The 23,303-nt window shown below is 66.2% G+C and carries 22 protein-coding genes and 2 tRNA genes; 15 read left to right on the forward strand and 9 right to left on the reverse strand.

What is annotated here, in order from left to right; translation table 11 throughout:
• Positions 1-45 precede the first annotated feature (45 nt).
• Both CCOS191_RS21175 and CCOS191_RS21180 read left to right on the forward strand, forming a co-directional pair.
• On the forward strand, positions 46-738 hold the full coding sequence (locus CCOS191_RS21175) for a DUF1266 domain-containing protein (protein ID WP_046856867.1): 693 nt from the start codon (positions 46-48) through the stop codon (positions 736-738).
• Positions 735-3,380 (forward strand): DUF805 domain-containing protein, encoded by a 2,646-nt coding sequence (locus CCOS191_RS21180; protein WP_046856868.1) that lies wholly within the window; start codon positions 735-737, stop codon positions 3,378-3,380. The genes CCOS191_RS21175 and CCOS191_RS21180 overlap by 4 nt, the downstream gene beginning before the upstream one ends.
• Here the strand turns inward: CCOS191_RS21180 and CCOS191_RS21185 are convergent.
• From CCOS191_RS21185 to CCOS191_RS21195, 3 genes are all read right to left on the reverse strand, one after another.
• Positions 3,374-5,080: a molecular chaperone HscC gene (locus tag CCOS191_RS21185; protein ID WP_046856869.1), complete on the reverse strand. Its 1,707-nt coding sequence runs from the start codon at positions 5,078-5,080 to the stop codon at positions 3,374-3,376. The genes CCOS191_RS21180 and CCOS191_RS21185 overlap by 7 nt on opposite strands.
• Before the next feature lie 157 nt (positions 5,081-5,237).
• A tRNA-Asp gene (locus tag CCOS191_RS21190) sits at positions 5,238-5,314 on the reverse strand.
• Positions 5,315-5,327: 13 nt separating this feature from the next.
• A tRNA-Val gene (locus CCOS191_RS21195) sits at positions 5,328-5,403 on the reverse strand.
• A 216-nt stretch (positions 5,404-5,619) separates the two neighbouring features.
• Between CCOS191_RS21195 and rdgC the strand changes: the two genes are divergently transcribed.
• The gene (rdgC, locus tag CCOS191_RS21200) at positions 5,620-6,540 is read left to right on the forward strand and encodes a recombination-associated protein RdgC (RefSeq protein ID WP_023631647.1); all 921 of its coding nucleotides are present in this window, start codon (positions 5,620-5,622) and stop codon (positions 6,538-6,540) included.
• A gap of 4 nt (positions 6,541-6,544) precedes the next feature.
• Here the strand turns inward: rdgC and CCOS191_RS21205 are convergent, their stop codons facing one another.
• Positions 6,545-6,997, reverse strand: a complete 453-nt coding sequence (locus tag CCOS191_RS21205) for a protein YgfX (protein ID WP_046856870.1) — start codon at positions 6,995-6,997, stop codon at positions 6,545-6,547.
• A complete protein-coding gene (locus tag CCOS191_RS21210; RefSeq protein ID WP_023631750.1) occupies positions 6,981-7,235 on the reverse strand; it encodes an FAD assembly factor SdhE in 255 nt (84 codons plus the stop codon). Before CCOS191_RS21210 ends, CCOS191_RS21205 begins: the two co-directional genes overlap by 17 nt.
• Positions 7,236-7,369: 134 nt before the next feature.
• On the opposite strand from CCOS191_RS21210, the gene ygfZ reads away from it, so the two are divergent.
• Together ygfZ and CCOS191_RS21220 are read left to right on the forward strand one after the other, a co-directional pair.
• The gene (ygfZ, locus tag CCOS191_RS21215) at positions 7,370-8,311 is read left to right on the forward strand and encodes a CAF17-like 4Fe-4S cluster assembly/insertion protein YgfZ (protein WP_046856871.1); all 942 of its coding nucleotides are present in this window, start codon (positions 7,370-7,372) and stop codon (positions 8,309-8,311) included.
• Positions 8,312-8,366: 55 nt separating this feature from the next.
• A complete protein-coding gene (locus CCOS191_RS21220; RefSeq protein ID WP_023632685.1) occupies positions 8,367-9,173 on the forward strand; it encodes an HDOD domain-containing protein in 807 nt (268 codons plus the stop codon).
• A 43-nt stretch (positions 9,174-9,216) separates the two neighbouring features.
• Here CCOS191_RS21220 and CCOS191_RS21225 read toward each other — a convergent pair whose 3' ends face one another.
• Both CCOS191_RS21225 and CCOS191_RS21230 read right to left on the reverse strand, forming a co-directional pair.
• Positions 9,217-10,596: a sensor histidine kinase gene (locus CCOS191_RS21225; protein ID WP_046856872.1), complete on the reverse strand. Its 1,380-nt coding sequence runs from the start codon at positions 10,594-10,596 to the stop codon at positions 9,217-9,219.
• The gene (locus CCOS191_RS21230) at positions 10,589-11,260 is read right to left on the reverse strand and encodes a response regulator (protein WP_046856873.1); all 672 of its coding nucleotides are present in this window, start codon (positions 11,258-11,260) and stop codon (positions 10,589-10,591) included. The genes CCOS191_RS21225 and CCOS191_RS21230 overlap by 8 nt, the downstream gene beginning before the upstream one ends.
• Before the next feature lie 200 nt (positions 11,261-11,460).
• Here CCOS191_RS21230 and CCOS191_RS21235 point away from each other — a divergent pair, with 200 nt between their 5' ends.
• The 5 genes from CCOS191_RS21235 (at position 11,461) to CCOS191_RS21255 (ending at position 16,917) form a co-directional block, all read left to right on the forward strand.
• Entirely contained in the window at positions 11,461-12,750 is a 1,290-nt protein-coding gene (locus CCOS191_RS21235; RefSeq protein WP_046856874.1) for an OprD family porin, read from the forward strand.
• 31 nt (positions 12,751-12,781) lie between these two features.
• Complete coding sequence (locus CCOS191_RS21240; protein ID WP_046856875.1) at positions 12,782-13,762, forward strand: Bug family tripartite tricarboxylate transporter substrate binding protein; 981 nt, start codon at positions 12,782-12,784, stop codon at positions 13,760-13,762.
• 160 nt (positions 13,763-13,922) lie between these two features.
• Positions 13,923-14,381 (forward strand): tripartite tricarboxylate transporter TctB family protein, encoded by a 459-nt coding sequence (locus CCOS191_RS21245; RefSeq protein ID WP_046856876.1) that lies wholly within the window; start codon positions 13,923-13,925, stop codon positions 14,379-14,381.
• Between the two features lie 3 nt (positions 14,382-14,384).
• Positions 14,385-15,899: a tripartite tricarboxylate transporter permease gene (locus CCOS191_RS21250; RefSeq protein ID WP_046856877.1), complete on the forward strand. Its 1,515-nt coding sequence runs from the start codon at positions 14,385-14,387 to the stop codon at positions 15,897-15,899.
• A complete protein-coding gene (locus CCOS191_RS21255) occupies positions 15,892-16,917 on the forward strand; it encodes an AbrB family transcriptional regulator (RefSeq protein ID WP_046856878.1) in 1,026 nt (341 codons plus the stop codon). The genes CCOS191_RS21250 and CCOS191_RS21255 overlap by 8 nt, the downstream gene beginning before the upstream one ends.
• 34 nt (positions 16,918-16,951) lie before the next feature.
• On the opposite strand, the gene ung is transcribed toward CCOS191_RS21255, so the two are convergent.
• On the reverse strand, positions 16,952-17,644 hold the full coding sequence (gene ung, locus CCOS191_RS21260) for a uracil-DNA glycosylase (RefSeq protein WP_046856879.1): 693 nt from the start codon (positions 17,642-17,644) through the stop codon (positions 16,952-16,954).
• Between the two features lie 128 nt (positions 17,645-17,772).
• Here ung and CCOS191_RS21265 point away from each other — a divergent pair, with 128 nt between their 5' ends.
• Positions 17,773-18,879 (forward strand): enoyl-CoA hydratase/isomerase family protein, encoded by a 1,107-nt coding sequence (locus CCOS191_RS21265; protein ID WP_046856880.1) that lies wholly within the window; start codon positions 17,773-17,775, stop codon positions 18,877-18,879.
• A gap of 27 nt (positions 18,880-18,906) precedes the next feature.
• Here CCOS191_RS21265 and CCOS191_RS21270 read toward each other — a convergent pair whose 3' ends face one another.
• The gene (locus tag CCOS191_RS21270; RefSeq protein WP_046856881.1) at positions 18,907-19,368 is read right to left on the reverse strand and encodes a hypothetical protein; all 462 of its coding nucleotides are present in this window, start codon (positions 19,366-19,368) and stop codon (positions 18,907-18,909) included.
• Positions 19,369-19,580: 212 nt separating this feature from the next.
• Here CCOS191_RS21270 and CCOS191_RS21275 point away from each other — a divergent pair, with 212 nt between their 5' ends.
• The 4 genes from CCOS191_RS21275 to CCOS191_RS21290 all read left to right on the forward strand — a co-directional run bounded on the left by CCOS191_RS21275 (position 19,581) and on the right by CCOS191_RS21290 (position 23,273).
• On the forward strand, positions 19,581-21,071 hold the full coding sequence (locus CCOS191_RS21275; protein ID WP_046856882.1) for a sensor domain-containing diguanylate cyclase: 1,491 nt from the start codon (positions 19,581-19,583) through the stop codon (positions 21,069-21,071).
• Positions 21,064-21,285 carry a cysteine-rich CWC family protein gene (locus CCOS191_RS21280; protein WP_046856883.1) on the forward strand — a complete coding sequence of 74 codons (222 nt, stop codon included), beginning with the start codon at positions 21,064-21,066 and terminating at the stop codon, positions 21,283-21,285. Before CCOS191_RS21275 ends, CCOS191_RS21280 begins: the two co-directional genes overlap by 8 nt.
• A gap of 32 nt (positions 21,286-21,317) precedes the next feature.
• Complete coding sequence (locus CCOS191_RS21285) at positions 21,318-22,010, forward strand: pseudouridine synthase (protein ID WP_046856884.1); 693 nt, start codon at positions 21,318-21,320, stop codon at positions 22,008-22,010.
• Between the two features lie 378 nt (positions 22,011-22,388).
• Complete coding sequence (locus CCOS191_RS21290) at positions 22,389-23,273, forward strand: alpha/beta fold hydrolase (RefSeq protein WP_046856885.1); 885 nt, start codon at positions 22,389-22,391, stop codon at positions 23,271-23,273.
• Positions 23,274-23,303: the final 30 nt, after the last annotated feature.

The raw sequence follows: 23,303 nt of genomic DNA on the forward strand, positions 1-23,303 counted from the left end.
CCTATACAATCCACGCCAGTTCCCAGCGCCTCCAGGACCCCTTTCATGGACGAAACCGCGCAGCACTGGCTGCATGCCCTCTCCGCCCCCATGGCCGCCCTCAACGGCGCCAGCTACACCGCCCCCGACTACTTCGAAGGCGAAGACCAGACCGATCTGGAGCGCTGGTGGGGGATCAGCGACCGCGCCCAGTTGCTGGACATGCTGAACATGGCCGACAACGGCCACGCCACCGAAATGAGCGAAGCCTACTGGCAGTACCAGCGCTGCCTGCCCAGCCAGTGGCAGGCCCTGCTCGACACCCTGCCCCCACGCGAACGCATCCGCCACGAATATGCCGCCCGCACCTTCCCCGACTGCGGCCCGGGCGGCACCCGCGCCTGGGACCTGGGGCGCATGAGCTTCCTGCTGCGCGCCGGGGTCAAGAAAGGCCTGATCGATCGCGACGAAAGCCTTTACCTGCACTACCGCCTGGCGCTGCGCGCCCGCCACTACTACAACCGCTGGGATTGCTACCTGGCCGGCTACCTGTTCGGCAAGGCGCTGTGGAATGTCAGCGACAGCAGCGACGAGACCCTGGCTGCCGATCTCGAGCGCCAAGGCAGCGAACACTGGAACCGCTGCATCCTGCTTAACCTGCGCCTCGGCGCCCATGAGCTGCTGGCCGGGCTGCCCTGGGACATGGACCTGCCGGAGCCGGCGCGCCCCACCACCCTGGAAGAGGACTGCTGGTCATGAGTTGCTGGATTCGCCTGGGGATCGAACCGACCCAGGACCTGGACGCCATCCGCCTGGCCTACCGCGGCCGCCTGCCCGCGCACCATCCGGAAACCGATCCGGAAGGTTTCCAGGCCCTGCGTGCGGCATACGAGGAAGCGCTGCGCCTGGCCCGCGAGCAGGAAACCCACGAGGCCGAGCCAAGGGTCGCCGAGGACACTCCCCATCCGGCGCTGCAGCACTTCCATCGCCTGCTCGAGGAGCCGTCCCTGCGCTTCGACCCACAAGCCTGGCAGGGCTACATCGCCGAGCTGGACGAACTGCCACTGGACGAACTGGACGATCTCGGCTGGCAACTGTTGCACACCTTGCGCGACTGCGGGCCGCTGTCCCATCACTGCGCGGGTCTGCTGGCCCGGCGCCTGGGCTGGGCCGAGCAATTGCTGCGCCTGGACAACCCCCACGAAGTGGAAGCCTTCCTCGACCGTCTCGCGCAGCCGGATCCCTTCGATACCGCCTGCGTGCGCGACTGGCCAGCCCCGGCGCAGATGGAGAGCCTGTGGTATTTCCGCAGCCTCGAGTACTGTTACCAGCACCGCCCATTGTTCGAGTACGAGCAGTTCGCCAGCGTGCATACCTGCCTGGCGATCCCGGACGACCCGGCACTGGTACAGCGCCTGCTGGTGCAGTTCAGCCAGGCCGGCATCGCCAGCCGGACCTTCCACGGACTGCTCCAGGCACAACAGGGGCAAACCCCGGACGATGCCGACCTGCTCTACCTGCTGGCCCGCCAGGCCGATGCCCTGGGGGCCGAGCAACAAGCCCTGGACTGCTGGTTGCGGCTGTACCGCCAACACCAGCATCCACAGGCCGAGCGCTGGCTGATCGACCTCTGTGCCCGCCATCAGCCCCAGCGCCTGCCCCTGCTGATCCAGGCCTTCGACCGCCTGCACACGCCAGCCGGCTGGCCCCAAGACCTTGGCGACCCGGCCCAGGCATGGGGCAGCCCGGGGCAGTCAGCGCAGACCTTGGCGCGCTGGTCCGAAGCCTCGCGCCTGGGGCTGGACGGCATCGCCAGCACCTTCGTCGACTGGCATCTGGACGGCGACGACGAACTGCCGCTGCTGGCCTGGCTGCTGCAGGAGCAGCCGGAGCAGAATCTGCACCGCTTGTATTGGCATGCCTGGGCCCTGCAGCGCGGCGAGGCCGGTTTGCTGCGCCTGGTCCTCGCCCAGCCACCGGCCGAGGACGCCCTCGACGCGCTGATCCTCGAAGGCTTCCAACGCCAGGCGAACCAGCAGTTGCATTGGCTCGACCAGGCTCCTGTGGTCCAGGCGCTGACGCAGCTCAGCGCCAGCGATGATCCGGCGGCTACCTTGCCCGAGGCCCTGACCGAAGATGCCATTCGCCCGGTCTGCCGTGAATGGCTGCGCCGCATGCGGGTCTACCCGGCCCATGCCCTGCACACGCTCAACCGTCAGTTCGACATGCGCCGCCTGTTCACCACGCCATTCGCCCTGCAACTGCAGGACCGCCTGGCCGAAGCCGGGGTCCTGTTACCCCCGATGCCCGAAGGGGAGGCACTGTGGCAGTGGCACCGCCAGCAGCTGTTCATGCTGGCGCTGCTGGAGCAACCTTCACGTTGGCTGGCAATGATCGAGCCGGCCTTGCCCGGGCAGTTGCACTACCCGGCCGAGCATCCGTTCGCTCCGACACACGCCCTGCTCGGTCAACTGCTGACCAGCCCCGAAGGCGCCAGCGGGCTGCTCGGCAGCCTGGATATCCGCGACCCGGTACAAGCCCTGATCTCGGCACGCCTGCTGACCTTGCAGCAGGCGCTCAACAGCACGCGCCTGCCAAACGCCGCGCAACTGCTGGCTTGCCTGGACAACGACGACGGCGGGCTACGTACCGATTATGCGCTGGGCTACCTGCTGTTCTGCGCAGTGCTGCACCACGATCCGTCGCTGGATGAACCACAACGCTGCGCGTTGCGCGACCGCATGCAGGCGTTGGACCTGCAAGACGACTGGTTCGAAGCACTGCGCCGGGGGCTGCTGGACGGCCAGGCCAAGCACCCGCCGGCTGCCGCGATACGCGCGCAAGGTCTCGACAGCCGCACGGTCGACGAGGTACTGGATGCGCTGCACAGCCTGCTGAACACTTGCACCCCACCCAAGACCCGGGTTCTGCGCGCCCTGCAAAAGATCAAGGACGACCCGGAACAGGACCCCGGCCTGCGCTGCGCGATCATGGCCGTGCTGTCATGGAGCGAACGCCTGCTGCTGGACATGGTCAAGGAGCCGCCGGCGCCGATGTGGGCGTTCTGGAAGCTCAAGAGTCGACTGAACCGCACGGGCCTGGCGGTGCACGTGGCAATCATCGCCTTGGGCGCCAGCCTGATGCTGCATATCCCGGCGATGTTGGTGGCGATCAGCATCCTTTCGATCAGCGGCTTCCTGCGCCGCCTGCGCGACCTCGGCCACGGCGTGCCGGCACTGCTGCTGATGATGGTGCTGACCCGCGTGCTGCCGTTCTCGTCACTGGTGCTGCTGGGCCTGCCCGGCGACAAGCTGCCAAACCGTTACGGCCCGGTACCGGGCAAAGGGCAGCCGCTGGAGGGCGGCCTACAGGCCACCCTGCGCCGGCTCAACGCTCAGTAACGCAGCTCGTCGAGCGCCTGGCTCAATGCCAGGCGCTCACGGCTGATCTCGCCGGCCTGCTGCCCGGCCAGCACGGCATTGAAGGCGTCCAGCCAGCTGCCGATCAGCTCGCGCTCGTCGCCCAGGCTCTGCATCCAGGCTCGCTCCAGGCGGGCCAGCAAGGTGCGGTTGGGCAGCGTGTCACGTGGGTGGATCTTCAATTTTGCCAGGCGCTCCTCACTGGCCTGGCGTGCCTGCGCATCCAGCCCGGTGGGGCTGCGGTCGATACTGTGGCTGTGCTTCTGGCCGCTCTCGAGGAAGGTCACGTCCACTTCCAGCAGGCCGTTGATGTCGTAGCTGAAGCGCACGTCCAGCGACTGGATCTCGCCGGTCGGCTGCAACGGAATCTCGAAACTGTCCACCAGGATGTTGTCCCGCACCCATGGCCGCTCGCCCTGGTACACGGCGATGCGCACGAACTTCTGTTCCGGGTGGCTGCTGTAGAAACGCTGCACCTTGGAGGTGGGGATGATCGTATTGCGCTCGATGATCGGCGAGAAGGCGCCGGTGACATCTTCGCCCCGGGACGAGGCCACGCCGAGGGTATAGGGACAGACATCGGTCAGGATCAGTTCGTCGATGGCCGCGTCGCGGGCCTTGCACGCTGCCTGGCTGGCGGCGCCTAGGGCGACGATGGTATCCGGGTCCAGGTGCCGGTACGGCAGGCGACCAAACAGCTTGGCCACCAGTTGCTGCACCTGCGGCATGCGCGTGGCACCGCCGACCAGCACCAGGCTGTCCAGCTCGCGCGGGCTCAAGCGGGCATCGCGCAGGGCCTGTTCGATGGGGGTGCGTACCCGTGCCAGCAAGGGTGCCCAGATCGCCTGCAGCTTCTGGTCGTCCAACTGCCACTCGCGGGGCTGGCCATCCATGCTCCAGGCAAAGGTGCGACTGCCCTCGCCCACTTCGCACTTGAGCTGCTCGATGGCGTCGTGCAGGCTGGCCAGGGCCTGGGGCTCCAGGTCTTCGGCCTTGAGGTTCCAGTCACGCAGGCAGGCCTGCAGCAGCGCCTCGGTGAAATCCTCGCCGCCCAGGTAGTTGTCGCCGGTAGAGGCATGCACCTCGATCAACGGCAGGGCGTACTCCAGCACCGTGACGTCGAAGGTGCCACCGCCCAGGTCGAACACCAGGGTGCGCTCGAACTTCTGCTCATGCAGGCCGTAGGCCATGGCGGCGGCGGTGGGCTCGTTGATCAGCCGCTGGACCTTGAGCCCGGCCAGTTCAGCCGCGAACACCGTGCGTTTGCGCTGCTCGTCGCTGAAATAGGCCGGCACCGAGATCACCGCTTCGCTCACCGGGCAGCCCAGATAGGCCTCGGCGTCCTGCTTGAGCGAACCCAGTACCAGCGCCGACAGTTCTTCAGGGGTGAAGCGGTGTTCGCCCAGGGCATAACGCTTGTCGCTGCCCATGAAGCGCTTGAACGCCGCGGCGCTGCGTTGCGGGTGGGTGGTCAGGCGCGCCCGGGCGGCCTGGCCGACGAGGATGCTGCCATCGTCATCGACGCTGACCACCGACGGCGTCAGCACCTCGCCCAGGGAATTGGCGATCAGCCGCGCTTCGCCATCCTGCCAGACGGCGATCAGGCTGTTGGTGGTACCCAGGTCGATTCCCAGCAAGGGAGTGGCGTGTGGCGGAGCGGGAGAGAGGCTGGCATCCTGCATGGTCGGTCTCTTGCTTGCGGTAGGAACCGGCGCAAGGCCTGCTGGCCACTTGCGGCGGACAGGGGGATTCTGACGCAACGCCAGAAACAAAAAAAGCGACCCTAAGGTCGCTTTCTCTGTTGCTTCCGGGTGTTCAGTGGGCCCTGGAAGCTTAATATGGCGCGGCGGACGGGACTCGAACCCGCGACCCCCGGCGTGACAGGCCGGTATTCTAACCGACTGAACTACCGCCGCGCTATACATCGAGTGGTGGGTGATGACGGGATCGAACCGCCGACCCTCTGCTTGTAAGGCAGATGCTCTCCCGGCTGAGCTAATCACCCTTCGTCTCGGTGTGGCGCGCATTCTACGGAGGACCTCCTACCCTGGCAAGCACTTTTTTCAAAAATTTTGAAAAAAATTTCCAGGCCTTTCAAAGACCTAGCCGCGCCGCGATTTTCTTCCTCTATATAGGACTGCTGGCCCTCTGACAGGGTTGGCCTGGAACCGTCGCTCGGAGAATAATGCCCGCCTTATGTATTAAGGAGAGATTCCCCCTCATGTGGTTCAAGAACCTGCTGTCCTATCGCCTGACCCAGGAAGTACCGTTCGAGGCCGAGGCTCTGGAGGCCGCCCTGGCCAGCAAGCCGGCCCGCCCCTGCGCCAGCCAGGAACTGACCACCTACGGTTTCGTCGCACCGTTCGGCAAGGGCGAGGATGCCCCCCTGGTTCACGTCAGTGGCGAATTCATGCTGATCGCCGCACGTAAAGAAGAGCGCATCCTGCCCAGCAGCGTGGTCAACGACGCGGTCAAGGAGAAGGTCGAGGAGATCGAGGCCGAGCAGATGCGCAAGGTCTACAAGAAGGAACGCGACCAGATCAAGGACGAGATCATCCAGGCCTTCCTGCCGCGCGCTTTCATTCGTCGTTCGATGATCTTCGCCGCCATCGCCCCGCGCCTGGGCATGATCCTGGTCAACTCGGCCAGCGCCAAGCGCGCCGAGGACCTGCTGTCGACCCTGCGTGAAGTGATCGGTTCGCTGCCGGTGCGCCCGGCCACCGTGAAGATCGCGCCAAGCGCGACCATGACCGACTGGGTCAAGTCGCAACAGGCCGCCGAAGGCTTCTACGTCCTCGACGAGTGCGAACTGCGTGACACCGCCGAAGACGGTGGCATCGTGCGCTGCAAGCGTCAGGACCTGACCGGCGAGGAAATCCAGCTGCACCTGAGCACCGGCAAGGTGGTCACCCAGCTGGCCCTGGCCTGGCAGGACAAACTGTCGTTCGTGCTCGACGACAAGATGGTGATCAAACGCCTGAAGTTCGAGGAGCTGCTGCAAGAGCAGGCCGAGCAGGATGGTGGCGACGAGGCCCAGCAACAGTTCGACGCCAGCTTCCTGCTGATGATGATGACCTTCACCGAGTTCCTGCCGGTGCTGTTCGAAGCACTCGGCGGCGAAGAGATCCCGCAGGGGGTCTGACCCTTCAGGCCGGCGCGGCCCAGCGGCGCCGGCTGAACTTCAGCCGCACCCGCAGCCTTCTATGCTGCTCCTGCGCCAGGGCGTCCTTGGGGATGCACTGGCTCTGGCTGAACCATTGCCCCTTGCGCACGAAGCGCAGCACTACCACTGCGGGCAAGGCAACGCTGTCACGGCACAGGCGCGCCGGCTGCCACCCCCGGGCACGGCTGTATATATGCCAGCCACGCGGCTCACGACGCAGGCCGGTGACGGCGCCAGGGTGGGACAGCAGGATTCGGCGGGGGATGGCCCAGCAGGCGTGGGCAAGGCAGGCAATGACCAGCAGGCCCTTTAGCCAACCGGGCAACGCGACCACAACGCCGGCGATGAGCGCCAGCGCCAGGCAGGCGAGGTAGGCCGCCAGCAACAGGCGTGAGCCCTGCCAACGGCACTCGAAACAATCACTTGGGCTGGACACGATCCAGGATGATGCGGACCATGCGCTGCAGCTCCGGATCTTCGGACTCGGTACGCTCCATGAACCAGCCGAACATGTCCTGGTCCTCGCAGGTCAGCAGGCGACGGTACAGCTCGCGGTCCGCTTCGCTCAGGCTCGGGTAGACTTCCTGGGTGAACGGTACCAGCAGCACGTCCAGTTCCAGCATGCCGCGACGGCTGTGCCAGAAAAGCCGATTGAGTTCAGTTTGTTCGACCATGGGGCCCTCCTCGAATGGTCGCGCAGTATACCGCGCAGCGAATGAAGCGGCACAAGGCGTTGGTCTACTCACCTACCTATTTTGTTACCGGCGTTCTATGATGGCCGCCAGTCTTTTAGCTACCGCGATGACCCATGGCCGATTCCGCTTTCTTCTGTTCCCTCTCCCATGAGGGCATCCTCGCCGTCCGCGGCTCCGACGCCGGCAAGTTCCTGCAGGGTCAACTGACCTGCAACATCAGCTACCTCAGCGAAGCCCATGCGAGCCTTGGTGCCCGCTGCATGGTCAAGGGCCGCATGCAGTCGAGCTTCCGTATCCTGCCCGAGGGCAACGGCTACCTGCTGGCCATGGCCAGCGAGCTGCTCGAGGCGCAGTTGGCCGACCTGAAGAAGTACGCGGTGTTCTCCAAGGCCACGCTGAGCGACGACAGCGCCGCCTGGGCGCGCTTCGGCTTGCAGGACGGCGACGCGGCCCTGCAGGCGCTGAGCCTGAGCGTGGCGGACGAGGCTGGCGCGACCGCGCGTCATGATGGCCTGATCGCCATCCGCGCCTCGGCTGGCCGGGTCGAACTGTGGGCGCCTGCCGATCGGGCCAGCGCCGTGCGCGAGACGCTCGTCGCCGCGCTCCCGGAGGGCACCCTCAACGACTGGCTGCTCGGCCAGGTGCGCGCCGGCATCGGCCAGGTCATGGGCCCCACCCGCGAGCTGTTCATCCCGCAGATGATCAACCTGCAGGCCGTCGATGGCGTGAGCTTCAAGAAGGGCTGCTACACCGGCCAGGAGATCGTCGCCCGCATGCAGTACCTGGGCAAGCTCAAACGCCGCCAGTATCGCCTGGCGCTGGCCGAGACAGCGGTACCTGAGCCGGGCGCCGAGATCTTCTCGCCAACCCACGGCTCGTCGGTCGGCGAAGTGGTGATCGCTGCCAGCAGCGGCAGCGCCGTCGAACTGCTGGCCGTGCTCAGCGCCGATGCGGTGGTGGACGACAACCTGCACCTGGGCAGCCTCGAAGGCCCGCGCCTGACGCTGCTCGACCTGCCTTACGAACTGGACCGCGACCGGGAAATCCAGCGCTGACCAGCCCGCCCCGGCTTCACGCCGGGGCTGCACCACCTTTGCCGTAGAGAAGTCCATGAACAAGCTGGCCGAGAAGGTCCAAGCGCAATTGCTCGCCGCCATCGACCGGGACGACCTGGTCCTGCCGACGCTTCCGGAAGTTGCCCTGAGCATTCGCGAAGCCGCCGAAGACAGCGAGATCAGCGTGTCCGCCTTGAGCAAGGTGATCGGCCGCGACGCCGCGCTGTCGGCACGCCTGATCAAGGTGGTCAACAGCCCGTTGCTGCGCGCCGCCGTCGAAGTCACCGACCTGCACACCGCGATCACCCGCCTGGGCATCAACTACAGCTGCAACCTGGCCATCGGCCTGGTGATCGAACAGATCTTCCATGCCCGGGCCCCGGCGGTCGAACACAAATTGCGCGATATCTGGGCCAACAGCCTGGATGTGGCGGGCATCAGCTATGAACTGTGCCGACGCTACACCCAACTCAAGCCCGACCAGGCTACCCTCGGCGGCCTGGTGCACCAGATCGGCGCGTTACCGGTGCTGATCTATGCCGAAGAGCACAACGAACTGCTGTCCGACCCGATCTGCCTGCATTTCGTGATCGAGCAGATCCAGCCGGTGCTGGGCGACAAGATCCTCAGTGCCTGGGAGTTCCCCGAGCAGCTGGTCAACCTGCCCAGCCAGGTGCAGGACCTTGACCGGCGCACCGACCAGATCGACTACATCGACATCGTCCAGATCGCCCGCTGCATCAGCCAGCGCGAGCGCAGCCGGCCACTGGCCGCCCTGCCCGCCTACCGGCACCTGGGGCTGCCCTATGGCACCGAACTGGATATCGCCGAACTGCTGGATGCGCGGAGCATGTTGCGCTGAATCGACAGGGCTGATCGCGGGGCAAGCCCCGCGATTGCCGACATCAATCCGCGATAAAACTCACCCGCACCTTCAACCCGCCGCGCTCGCCGTCATGCAGGCTGATCTGCGCCAGGTGCGCCCGGCAGATCTCGCCGACGATGGCCAGCCCCAGCCCGCTGCCCTGGGCGCTGCGCCGGTAGAAGCGCTCGAACACCCGCTCACGCTCGTCCTGCGGGATCCCCGGCCCGTCGTCCTCGACTTCGAGCACGGCCGGCGCCAGTACCCGCAGGACCACATCACCGCCGGGTGGGGTGTGGGCCAGGGCGTTGTCCACCAGGTTGCTGAGCAGCTCGTTGAGCAAGGTTGGTTCGCCTTTGAGCCATACCGGCGCCTCGGCCTCCAGCGCCAGGGCAACGCCGCGGGCATGGGCCAGCGGCGCCATGGCCATGCCCAGCTCGCGGGCCAGCTGGCTCAGGTCCAGGCGCTGGGCACCGCCCTCGGCGATGGCCCGGGCGCCGTTCTCCACCCGCGCCAACGACAACAGCTGGTTGGCCAGGTGGGTGAGCCGGTCCGTGCCCAGGGCTGCCGCCTCCAGGGTCTTGCGCCACTCCTCCGGCTCCCGTGAACGCAGGCCCAGCTCGACCCGCGCCTTGAGCGCCGCCAACGGCGTGCGCAGCTCGTGGGCGGCATCAGCGATGAACTGCGCCTGGCGCTCGAACTGGCCACGCAGCCGCTCGGTGAAATGGTTGAGGGCACGCACCAGCGGCCCCAGTTCGCGCTGCACCTGCACCACCGGCAAGGCGCGCAGGTCGTCCGGCTGGCGCTCTTCCACCGCCGTGCGCAAGCGCTCCAGGGGACGCAGGGCGGCGCTCACCGCGAACCACACCATCACCAGCGCGCCGAAGGCCAGCATCCCCAGGCGCAGCAGGGTGTCGGCCATCAGCCCGCGGGCCATGCGCACCCGAGCTTCCTCCGTCTCGGCCACGCGGATCTCAGCCATGCCGTTCATGTTCGGTTCGCTCACCGCCTTGAGCAGGCTGACCACGCGCACATCCTGGCCCAGGTAGGTGGCATTGTAGAAACGCGCCAGCGCCGGGTAGTCGTCGGTGCGCGGCGTGCCCGGCGGTGGCGGCGGCAGGTGCTCGTAGCCGGAGATGAGCTTCTGCTGGATGTCCAGCACCTGGTAGTAGATACGCCCGGCGCTGTCATAGGCGAAGGTGTCCAGGGCCACGTAGGGCACATCGGCGCTGAGGGTGCCGTCGCGCTGCGACAGGCCGGCGGCGATGGTCCGCGCCGACGCCAGCAAGGTCCGGTCATAGGCGGTGTCGGCGGCTTCGCGGCCATTCCAGTAAGCGCTCAGGCCGCTGGCCAGCATCAGCACCACCAGCAGCAGCGCCAGGTTGCCCAGCAGGCGCCCGCGCAGGCTGACGTTGTCACGCATCGCGGTGCTCGAGCAGGTAGCCCAGGCCACGGAAGGTGACGATGGCCACCGGGTGGCCGTCGAGCTTCTTGCGCAGGCGGTGGATGTAGATCTCGATGGCGTCGGGGCTGGCCTCCTCGTCGAGGCCGAACACCTGCGCCGCCAGCTGCTCCTTGCTCATCACCCTACCGGGGCGGGCAATCAGTGCCTCGAGCACGCTCTGTTCGCGCTGGGTCAAGGTCAGCGGCTCGCCGTCCAGGCCGAAGCGCCGGGTATCCAGGTCATAGACCAGCGGGCCGCAACGCTGCTGGCGCTCGCCGCCGAGCACGCTGCGCCGCAGCAAGGCCTTGACCCTTGCTTCCAGCTCGGTCAGCTCGAAGGGTTTGGCCAGGTAGTCGTCGGCGCCGAGGTTCAGTCCGTGCACCCGGTCCTTTACATCGCTGCGGGCGGTGAGCATCAGCACCGGCAAGGTCTTGCCGCGACTGCGCAGGCGCGCCAGCACTTCGAAGCCGTCCATGCGCGGCAGGCCGACATCCAGCACCGCCACGGCATAGTCCTCGCTGGCCAGGGCCAGGTCGGCGGCCACGCCGTCATGCAGCACGTCCACGGTCAGGCCCTGGCTCTTGAGGGCCTGGGCCACGCTTTCGGCCAGTTGCAGATGGTCTTCGACCAGCAGCACACGCATCGGATTCTCCCTGTTCGGCTGGGCTTTTTGCGCGGAGTGTACCGCCGTGGCGAGTGCTGTGAAGCCCTCGCAACAAACCTTTCACGCTGAAAGGTTAGCGAAAGGTTGGTTACCTAGCATCGCACCACGGCTGCCCCGCGCGCCGCAAAAAGCACCAGCAAGGTGCAAACACATAAGAACAATAAATGGAGTCACCGACGATGCTGTCCACGCAGCCGCAGGCGTACGCGCCTATCCGTTCCCTCGCCGCCCGACCTTCCGCCCTCGCCAGCGCCTTCGCCCTTGCCGGTGTCGCGCCCATGAGCCAGGCCGCCTTCTTCGAAGACAGCACGGCCACCTTCGAAACCCGCAACATGTACTTCAACCGCGACTTCCGCGACGGCACCAGCGCGCAGCAATCCAAGCGCGACGAATGGGCCCAGGGTTTCATGCTCAACTTCGAGTCCGGCTATACCGAAGGCACCGTGGGCTTCGGCCTGGACGCGCTGGGCATGCTCGGGGTCAAGCTCGACTCCAGCAAGGACCGCACCGACACCGGCCTGCTGCCGACCCACGACAACGGCAAGGCTGCCGACGAATACTCCAAGCTCGGCCTGACCGGCAAGGTCAAGGTCTCGCAGACCGAACTGAAGGTCGGCACGCTGATCCCCGAGCTGCCAACGCTGCAGCCCAACGACGGGCGCATCCTGCCGCAGACCTTCGAAGGCGGCCTGGTCACCTCGAAGGAGATCAAAGGCCTGACCTTCACCGGCGCCCGCCTGGAAAAAGCCAAGGACCGCAACGACACCAACTGGGAAGACCTGGCCCTCAACAACAAGAACAGTCGCTTCGGCGGCACTTTCAGCGCCGACCATTTCGACACCGGCGGCCTGGACTACCAGTTCACCGACCGCATCACCGGCAGCTACCACTTCGCCCAGCTCGACGACATCTACCGCCAGCACTTCCTCGGCATGCTCGCCACCCAGCCGTGGGGCCCGGGCACCCTGGGCGCCGACCTGCGCCTGGCGATCAGCGACGATGCCGGCGCGGCCAAGGCCGGCAAGATCGACAACACCACCGTCAACAGCATGCTCAGCTACACCCTGGGCGGGCACAAGGTCAGCGGCGCCTGGCAGCAGCTCTCCGGCGACAGCGCCTTCCCCTACGTCGATGGCGCCGACCCCTACCTGGTCAACTTCGTCCAGATCAATGACTTCGCAGGCGCCGACGAGCGCTCCTGGCAGGCACGCTACGACTACAACTTCGCCGCCCTCGGCATCCCCGGCCTGACATTCATGACCCGCTACATCAGCGGCGACAACGTCAGCCGTGCCGCCGGCGGCGAGGGCAAGGAGTGGGAACGCAATACCGAACTGAAGTACGTGGTACAAAGCGGCCCGTTGAAGAACGTCGCCGTGCGCCTGCGCAACGCCACCTTCCGCTCCAACTTCGCCCGCGACGCGGACGAGGTGCGGCTGCTGGTGAGCTACAGCGTGGCTCTGTGGTAACCCATAACAACAACGCTCACGGAGATAGACGATGACTTTTTCACTGCGCCGCCTCGTCCTGGCCACCGGCTGCCTGCTGCTGGCCGGCAACGCCCTGGCCGCCGAACCCAAACGCCCCGAATGCATCGCCCCGGCCTCGCCCGGCGGCGGTTTCGACCTGACCTGCAAGCTGGTGCAAAGCGCCCTGGTCAACGAGAAGATCCTCAGCAAGCCCATGCGCGTGACCTACATGCCCGGCGGCGTCGGCGCGGTAGCCTACAACGCCGTGGTTGCCCAGCGGCCAGGCGATGCCGGCACTCTGGTGGCCTGGTCCAGCGGTTCGCTGCTGAACCTGGCCCAGGGCAAGTTCGGCCGCTTCGACGAGAACGCAGTGAAATGGCTGGCGGCGGTCGGCACCAGCTATGGCGCCATCGCGGTGAAGAGCGACTCGCCCTACAAGACCCTCGATGACCTGGTCGCGGCCCTGAAGAAGGACCCGAGCAAGGTGGTGATCGGCTCCGGCGGCACCGTCGGCAGCCAGGACTGGATGCAGACCGCGCTGATCGCCAAGGCCGCCGGCATCAACCCGCGCGACCTGCGCTACGTGGCCCTGGAAGGCGGCGGCGAGATCGCCACCGCGCTGCTCGGCGGGCACATCCAGGTGGGTTCCACCGATATTTCCGACTCCATGCCGCACATCCAGAGCGGCAACATGCGCATCCTCGCGGTGTTCTCCGAGAACCGCCTGGACGAGCCGGAGATGAAAGACATCCCCACCGCCAAGGAGCAGGGCTACGACATCGTCTGGCCGGTGGTGCGCGGGTTCTACCTCGGGCCGAAGGTCAGCGACGAGGACTACGCCTGGTGGAAGGCCTCGTTCGACAAGCTGCTGGCCTCGGAGGAATTCGCCAAGTTGCGTGACCAGCGCGAACTGTTCCCGTTCGCCATGACCGGCGAAGAGCTGGACGGCTATGTGAAGAAGCAGGTGGCGGACTACAAGGCGCTGGCCCGGGAATTCGGCCTGATCCAGTAAGCCATGCAGCCTGTACTGGCCCCATCGCCGGCAAGCCGGCTCCCACAGGGCCTGCGCGAGGTTCTGAAGCGACGGATGTCCTGTGGGAGCTGGCTTGCCAGCGATACGGCCAGCACAGATCCCGAGTTGTGCTTCGGCAATCCTTTTCGAGGATTTCTACATGATCCTGCAACGCCTCTTCGCCCTCGTCCTGCTGGCGCTGTGCGCCGTGCTGGCCGTGATGGCCTGGCCCTACCAGGCTGCCTTCTCCTATGAACCGGTGGGCCCACGCGCCTACCCGCTGCTGATGCTTGGCCTGATGAGCCTGGGCCTGCTGTACCTGGCCATTCGCCCTACGCCGATCGTGCGCAAGGACGACGAACCGGAGCTGGACCGCGAGACCCTGATCAAGATCGCCGCCTGCGTCGGCCTGCTGATCGTCTTCGCCGCCACCTTCGAAGCGCTGGGCTTCATCCTCAGCGCCATCCTGGTCGGCCTGCCCATGGCCCGCCTGTACGGTGGCCGCTGGCTGCACAGCGCCATCGTGGTGGTGGGCATGAGCATCTTCCTCTACTGGCTGTTCGACCGGGTGATGGACGTCCCCCTGCCCCTCGGCCTGCTCGACGTACTGGAGAACTGACACATGGATACCTTGAGCTACCTGGGCCAGGGCTTCGGCGTCGCCCTGAGCCCGTACAACCTGGTCACCGCCCTGACCGGCACCCTGATCGGCACCGTGGTCGGCCTGCTGCCGGGCCTGGGCCCGATCAACGGCGTGGCCCTGCTGATCCCTATCGCCTTCGCCCTCGGCCTGCCGCCGGAGTCGGCGCTGATCCTGCTGGCCGCCGTGTACCTGGGCTGCGAGTACGGCGGGCGGATCAGTTCGATCCTGCTGAACATCCCGGGCGAAGCCTCCACCGTGATGACCACCCTCGACGGCTACCCCATGGCCCGCCAGGGCCTGGCCGGCGTGGCCCTGTCGCTGTCGGCCTGGAGCTCGTTCATCGGTGCCTTCATCGCCACCTGCGGCATGGTGCTGTTCGCCCCGCTGCTGGCGAAATGGGCAATCGCCTTCGGTCCGGCGGAGTACTTCGTGCTGATGGTGTTCGCCATCGTCGCCCTCGGCGGCATGGCCGGCGACAAACCACTGAAGACGTTCATTGCCGCGCTGATCGGCCTGTTCCTCTCGGCGGTGGGTATCGACGCCAACAGCGGCGTGTACCGCTTCACCGGTGACAGCGTGCACCTGGCCGACGGCATCCAGTTCGTGGTGCTGGTGCTGGGGCTGTTCTCGATCAGCGAGATCCTCCTGCTGCTGGAGAAGACCCACCATGGCCATGTGGCGGTCAAGGCCACCGGGCGCATGCTGTTCAACCTCAAGGAAGCGGCGTCGGTGTTCGCCGTCAACATCCGCTGCGGCCTGCTTGGCTTCTTCATGGGTGTGCTGCCGGGCGCTGGCGCGACCCTGGCCAGTGCCGTGGCCTACATGACCGAGAAGCGCATCGCCGGCGAAAAAGGCAAGTTCGGCAAGGGCGACGCCCGCGGCCTGGCTGCCCCGGAAACCGCCATCGGCGCCTCCTGCTGCGGCGCCCTGGTGCCGATGCTGACCCTGGGCGTGCCAGGCTCGGGCACCACCGCGGTGATGATCGGCGCCCTGACGCTGTACAACATCACCCCCGGCCCGCTGTTGTTCGAACAGCAACCGGACATCGTCTGGGGCCTGATCGCCTCGTTGTTCATCGCCAACATCATGCTGGTGATCCTGAACATCCCGATGATCCGCATCTTCACCCGCATCCTTGCCGTGCCGAACTGGGCACTGGTGCCGGTGATCGCGATCATCACCGCGATCGGCGTGTACGCGGTGCATGCCACCACCTTCGACCTGTTCCTGATGGTCGGCATCGGCATCATGGGCTACATCCTGCGCAAGCTGGACTTCCCGCTGTCGCCGATCCTGCTGGGCTTCATCCTCGGCGGGCTGATGGAGCAGAACCTGCGTCGCGCGCTGTCAATCTCCAATGGCGAGCTGGGCATCCTCTGGTCGAGCCCGATCAGCATGGGCGTGTGGGTGCTGGTGGTCTGCATGTTGAGCCTGCCGCTGCTGCGCATCTGGCGCAAACGTGCCCTGCAGCGCCGGGCCATGGCCGATGCCTGACCGGTCGTTGCCACTGTTCTGGGCCACCGGGCTGGTCGGCCTTGCGGGCGGTTTTGCCGCCAGCAAGGTCGGCTGGCCCTTGCCGTGGATGGTCGGCTCGTTGCTGGCGATCATCCTGGTGCGCTGCCTGACCCCCTGGCAGCTCAGTGAAATCCCCAATGGCCGCAAGTGCGGGCAGTGGATCATCGGCATCGGCATCGGCCTGCACTTCACCCCGGCGGTGATCGAACAGGTGGCCAGCCACTTCGCGCTGATCTTTTTCGGCGCGCTGTTCACCACCGTCTCCAGCGTGATCAGCGTGTGGCTGCTGCGGCGCACCGGTGAAGACCGGGCAACGGCGTTCTTCGCCAGCATGCCGGGCGGCTCGGGCGAGATGGTCAACCTCGGCGCGCGCAATGGCGCGGTGCTCAGCCAGGTGGCCGCGGCGCAGAGCCTGCGGGTGCTGGCGGTGGTGCTGTGCGTGCCGGCGCTGTTCAAACTGCTGCTGGGCGATGGCGTGCCGCTGAACCATGCCGGCAGCGTGAGCTGGGGCTGGCTGGCGTTGATTGCGCCGCTTGGGGTGCTCATGGCACTGCTGTGGCAACGCCTGCGCCAACCCAACCCCTGGCTGTTCGGGCCGTTGCTGGTGGCTGCCGGCATAAGCCTGGCGGGTAACCTGCAGATCGGCCTGCCCAACGGCGCCAGCCAGATCGGCCAGTGGTTGATCGGCAGTGGCCTGGCCTGCCACTTCAACCGGGCGTTCTTCCGCCGGGCGCCATCGTTCCTGGGGCGCACCCTGCTGGCCACGGCGTTGTGCATGCTGATCGCCGCCGGCGCGGCCTGGGCGCTGAGCCTGCTGACGCACCTGGACCTGCGCTCGCTGACCCTGGGCATGATGCCCGGGGGCATCGCCGAGATGAGCCTGACGGCCGAGACCTTGCAACTGTCGGTGCCGCTGGTGACGGCGCTGCAGGTGATGCGCTTGCTGTTCGTGCTGTTCCTGGCCGAGCCGTTGTTCCGGCAGTGGGCCAGGCACTGAGCAAGATGGGCCGCTTCGCGGCCCTCTTTTCAGGTCACAACGGTGGCAACGCCCAATTGATCGGCGCCATGCCGCGCTGCTCGAGGAAGCTGTTGGTGCGGCTGAAATGCCCGCAACCAAAGAACCCGCGGTAGGCCGACAACGGCGACGGGTGCACCGACTTGAGCACCAGGTGCTTGCTGGCATCGATCAGCTTCTGCTTGCTCTGCGCATGCGCGCCCCATAGCAGGAACACCACGTTCGGGCACTGCTCGCTGACCACCTGGATGATCCGGTCGGTGAAGAATTCCCACCCCTTCTTCGCATGCGAAGCCGCATTGGCCCGCTCCACGGTCATGGTGGTGTTGAGCAGCAACACGCCCTGCTCCGCCCAGCTCTGCAAGTAGCCGTGGCTGGGGATCGGCAGGTTGAGGTCGCGCTGCAGCTCCTTGTAGATATTGACCAGCGACGGCGGCGTGGCGATGCCCGGCTGCACCGAGAAACACAGGCCATGGGCCTGGCCCGGGCCGTGGTACGGGTCCTGGCCGAGGATGACCACCTTGACCTGCTCCAGCGGCGTGGAGTTCAGGGCGTTGAAGATCAGCGGCCCGGGCGGGTAGATCTCCTTGCCGGCGGCGTATTCGCCGCGCAGGAACTCGCGTAGCTGATGCATGTAGGGCTGGTCGAACTCGGCACGCAGCGCGGCTTTCCAGCTGGGCTCGAGTTTGATGCGATCGTCGTCGGTCATGGGGGCATCCAAAAGCAAAGTGCCGCGACACTAGGAAAGCCTGGCCGGCTTGTCAATCGATCCGACCGACGACCGGCAGCTTCGGCGCGGCAGGCCATACTGAGGGGATGATTTGCGCGAGGTAGCCCATGTCCATTCAATGCGAGGTATTGACCGGTGCCGACGGCGCCCGTATCGGCATCGCCACCCTTGACGCGCCCAAGGCGCTCAATGCCCTGACGTTGCCCATGATCGAAGTGCTCGACGAACGGCTGCGCGCCTGGGCCAGCGACCCCGGGATCGTCTGCGTGCTGCTGCGCGGCAACGGGCCGAAGGCCTTCTGTGCCGGCGGCGACGTGCGGGCGCTGGTCCAGGCGTGCCGCGAACACCCCGGTAGCGTACCGCCGCTTGCGGCCACCTTCTTCGCCAGTGAGTACCGTCTCGACCATCACCTGCACACCTACCCCAAGCCCCTGCTGTGCTGGGGCCATGGCCACGTGCTGGGCGGCGGCATGGGCCTGCTGCAAGGCGCCGCGGTGCGCATCGTCACCCCCAGCAGTCGCCTGGCCATGCCCGAGATCAGCATCGGCCTGTATCCCGACGTCGGCGCCAGCTGGTTCCTGGCCCGCCTGCCCGGCAAGCTTGGCCTGTTCCTGGGGCTGACCGGCGCGCCCCTCAATGCCCGCGACGCGCTGGACCTGGGCCTCGCCGACCGCTTCCTGGGCGAGCACCAGCAGGAGGCGCTGATCGAAGAGCTGCTGCAGTTGAACTGGCAGGAGCAGACCGCCCTGCAGCTCAACAGCCTGCTCAAGGCCGAACAGCACCGTGCCTGCGTGGAGCTGCCCGATGGGCAATGGCTGGCACGTCGGGCCGTGATCGACGAAGTGCTCGACGTGGCCGACCCCGTCGCGGCCTGGCGGGCATTGGCCGGCCTGGCCCGGCATGCCGATCCGTTGCTGGCGGCGGCGGGTCAGCGCCTGCATGAGGGCTGCCCGCTGACGGCGCACCTGGTATGGGAACAGATCCGCCGGGCACGGCACCTTTCGCTGGCCCAGGTGTTCCAGATGGAGTACACGATGAGCCTGAACTGCTGCCGTCACCCGGAGTTCAGCGAAGGGGTGCGCGCCCGCCTGCTGGACAAGGACAACACCCCGCACTGGCACTGGCCGGATGTGGCGCAGGTGCCAGCGGCGGTGGTGGAGGCACATTTCAGCAAGGTCTGGGAGGGGCGGCACCCGCTGGCGGAACTGGGATGACGCATCGCGGGGCCTGTCCGCACGCGGTCAACGCGACCAGCCCCGCTCGCCACCTCGTCCGCCGTCTGGTCGACGGTCGCGATTGCCCTGCCCGTTCGAATGCCAGCGATCACCTCCTCGGCGATCGTCATTGCGATAGTCGTGGCGGTCGCGATCGCGCCCATAGTCGTAGCGCTGGCGGTTGCCATAGTCGTAGCGCGGGTTGCCTTGCCAGCGCGGCTGCACGCCGGGCGCCGGATAAGGGCGGTACTGCGGCACCGGTGCGGGCCGGTAGTAACGCGGCGCGGGCTGGTAGTAACGCGGCGCGGGCTGGTAGTAATAGCGTGGCTGCGGCGCCACATAGTAGCGATCCTGGCGGTAGTAGCCAGGGTAAACGTAGCGATCGCTGGTGTAGTAGTCACGGCGGTAGTAGCCGTTGTCCGCATAGTAAGGGGCGCAGGCGGATGTCAGCAGTCCGAGCAGGACGATGAGCAGGATTCGTGGGTACATGGCGGCCTCCTGGACCGCAGGGGTGCCCGGCACAGCGGCGCTGGCGGGCGTCGACGGCAATGCGTTCATCGACACTGGATAAGACAGTCGCGCCAGGGTTCGGTGCCATTTCTGCAACAAATTGAAACAGGTCGTATAACCCTGAAAAACATGCAGTCATTTTTCGGTCATCTCACTAGAATGTGGCCACCGGCACACTTCACGGGAAGATCATGCCTTCGCCCTCCGCCCTGTTCTCGCAACGCTCGCTGATCCTTGCCCTGCTGCTGTTGCTGGCCTGCGGCTTCCTGGCCACCTCGCTGTTGAGCTACTACGCCTCGCGCGGGGCGATCCGCGACGGGATCGTCAACACCGAACTGCCGCTGACCTCCGACACGGTCTATTCGGAAATCCAGAAAGACCTGATTCGCCCGGTGCTGATCTCATCGATGATGGCCCAGGACACCTTCCTGCGGGACTGGGTGCTGGGCGGCGAGCAGGACACCACGCGCGTCACCCGCTACCTCGGCGAAGTGATGGGCAGCCAGGTCACCTGCACCAGCTTCTTCGTTTCCGACCGCAGCCTCACCTACTACCAGGCCAAGGGCGTGCTCAAGCAGGTACGCCCCGATGCCTGGCGCGACGCCTGGTACTTCCGCCTGCGCCAGTCGAACAAACCCTACGAGATCAATGTCGACCTGGACATGGCCAACCAGGACAAGCTCACCGTGTTCATCAACCACCGCGTGCTCGACTACCAGCAACGCTTCATCGGCGCCGCCGGGGTGGGCCTGAGCGTGGAGTCGGTGGTGCGCCTGATCGACGACTATCAACGCAGGTACCAGCGTTCGGTGCTGTTCACCGATGCCCAGGGCAAGGTCCTGCTGACCGGCTCCGACGGTGGCCCCCACGGCCTGCGCGCCGGCCAGCAACTGGCCGACAGCAACCAGTGGCAGGCGTTGCTGGCGCGCATGCCGACACCCACCACCGGCAGCCATGAGTACACCGACAACGACGGCCACAGCCACTTCCTCAACGTGCGCCTGCTGCCGGAGCTGGGCTGGTACCTGCTGGTGGACAAGCGCGAGACCGGCGCCCTGGAGCGCATCCGCCAGTCGCTGTACCTGAACCTGGCGATCTGCGCGATGATCACCCTGGTCGTGCTGTCGCTGCTCAACGCCATGGTCAAGCGCCACCAGGACAACGCCGAGGCGCTGGCCACCCTCGACAGCCTCACCGGCCTGCCCAACCGCCGCAGCTTCGACCTGCTGGCCGGCCAGGCGCTGGTCGAGGCCCAGCGCGACAGCGCGCCGCTGGTCGCCCTGCTGATCGACCTCGATCATTTCAAGGCCCTCAACGATACCCACGGCCACCTGGCCGGCGACGAAGTGCTGCGCCAGTTCGCCAATGTGCTGCAGAGCAGCCTGCGCCAGTCCGATATACTCTGCCGCTGGGGCGGCGAGGAGTTCATCGTGCTGCTGCGTGAAGCCGAAGGCCGCCAGGCCATCGAAGTGGCGGAGAAGATCCGTCGGCGCACCGAGCAGCTGACCTTCAGCTATGCCGACCAGCCACTGCGCCTGACCGCGAGCATCGGCCTGTCCGCCCTGCAGCGCGGCGACAGCCTGCACAATCTGCTGACCCGCGCCGACCACGCCCTCTATCGTGCCAAACAAGGTGGACGCAACCGCGTCTGCAGCGAGATGCCCGGAACCGACCATGCCTGACCCCCAACGCTGCCCCGCCTGCGGCGCCCTCAACCAATGCGGCCTGGCCGATCCGCGCAACGCCACGCAAGGCTGCTGGTGCTTCGAGGTGGTCATCGACTCGGCAGTCATCGAAGCCCTGCCCGCCGAACTGCGCGACAAGGCCTGCCTGTGTCCGCGCTGCGCACAGGTGGACGCGCAGCTCAAGGCAGCGCAGGCGCGCACTATCCGTTAGACTGCGCGCCGATTTCCCGCAAACGACCCTCCATGCGCCTCGACCGATTCCTCGGCAACCTGCCCTGCTACAACCGCCAGCAAGTGCGCTTGCTGCTGGCGCAAGGGCGTGTGCGCGTGGACGGCATGACGACCGCCGACCCGCTGCTGGAAGTGCGTGAATTCAGCCGCGTCGAAGTGGACGAGCAGGTCCACCAGGCCGGGCGCCCGGCACGCTACCTGATGCTGCACAAGCCAAGCGGTTGCGTCAGCGCCACCCAGGACCCGCAGCACCGCACCGTGCTCGACCTGCTGCCGGCGGCGCTGCGCGATGAGCTGCACATCGCCGGGCGCCTGGACTACAACACCACCGGGCTGATGATCCTGACCAACGATGGCCAGTGGTCGCGGCGCCTGACCCAGCCCCTGACCAAGCAGCCCAAGACCTATCTGGTGCACACCGAGGACGAGATTGGTGCGCACTACGTCGACAGGTTCCGTGAAGGCTTCTACTTCGCCTTCGAAGACCTCACCACCCTGCCCGCGCAGCTGGATATCCTCGGCCCGCGCAGCGCGCGCCTGACCATCGTCGAGGGCCGCTATCACCAGGTGAAGCGGATGTTCGGACACTTCCAGAACAAGGTGGTGGCGCTGCATCGGGAAAGCATGGGGTCGATCACACTGGACCCGATATTGCATCCCGGAGAGTTCAGGGCGCTGACCGACGCGGAAATCGCCTCGGTCTGAGCCGATCACCATTCGGCGGTTTCCCACGAAAGATTGTCCCGACGGCACTTGCGCGATCCTGCCCGCGCTGCTTGACTGCTAACTCGTCGGTCTGCATGTGACCAACCAGTCACAACCGTAGTCCAAGACGCCCTTTACCGGCCACCCGGGGTCTCGATGCCCTGGGGCACGGTAATCGCCCGCCACAACAATACCGTCGACACCAGCGTCAAGGATCGACACAAGGGCCCACCGGTTTTCAGTTCCAGGCGAATGCCTACCTGTCATAAAGCACGTGCACCCTGATGGCCATTCCGGTCGGTTCGGCGCCAGCCCGCCAAGCGACCACGCAGGCCACAAGGTGACGCGAATACCCTTTTTGCGCCAGGAGTCGATGACATGAGGCCAGAAATCGCTGTACTTGATATCCAAGGGCAGTACCGGGTTTACACGGAGTTCCATCGCGCGCAGGGCGCCGAGAAGACGATCATCCTGATCAATGGCTCGTTGGCCACGACGGCGTCCTTTGCACAGACAGTGCGCAACCTGCACCCGCAGTTCAACGTGGTGCTGTACGACCAGCCATACGCCGGCAAGTCGAAACCCCACAACCGCCATGAACGGTTGCTGACCAAGGAGACCGAGGCGCACATTCTGCTCGAACTGATCGAGCACTTCCGTGCCGATCACGTGATGTCGTTCTCCTGGGGCGGCGCCTGCACCCTGCTGGCCCTGGCGCACCAGCCGCGGCTGGTGAAGAAGGCCATCGTCAGCTCGTTCTCGCCGGTGATCAACGAACCGATGCGCGACTACCTGGACCGCGGTTGCCAGTACCTCGCCGCCTGCGACCGCTACCAGGTGGGCAACCTGGTCAACGACACCATCGGCAAGTACCTGCCGTCGTTGTTCAAGCGCTTCAACTACCGGCACGTCAGCAGCCTGGACAGCCATGAGTACGCGCAGATGCACTTCCACATCAACCAGGTACTCGACCACGACCTGGAGCGGGCACTGAAGGCCGCGCGCAACATCGACATCCCGGTGCTGTTCATCAACGGCGACCGCGACGAGTACACCACTGTCGAGGATGCGCGCCAGTTCAGCCGCCATGTGGGGCGCAGCCAGTTCAGCGTGATCCGCGGGGCCGGCCACTTCCTGGACATGGAGCACAAGAGCGCCTGCGAGGATACCCGCGATGCCATGCTCGGTTTCCTCAAGCCGGCCTTGCGTGAATCCCGCCAACGCTACGCACAGGAACCGGGGCAGCATGCACTGGCGATCTGAACGCATCGGCGTCCTGTAGCCCTCGCCACC

The sequence above is a fragment of the Pseudomonas sp. CCOS 191 genome (assembly GCF_001007005.1).
In the GTDB taxonomy this organism is placed as follows: Bacteria; Pseudomonadota; Gammaproteobacteria; order Pseudomonadales; family Pseudomonadaceae; genus Aquipseudomonas; species Aquipseudomonas soli.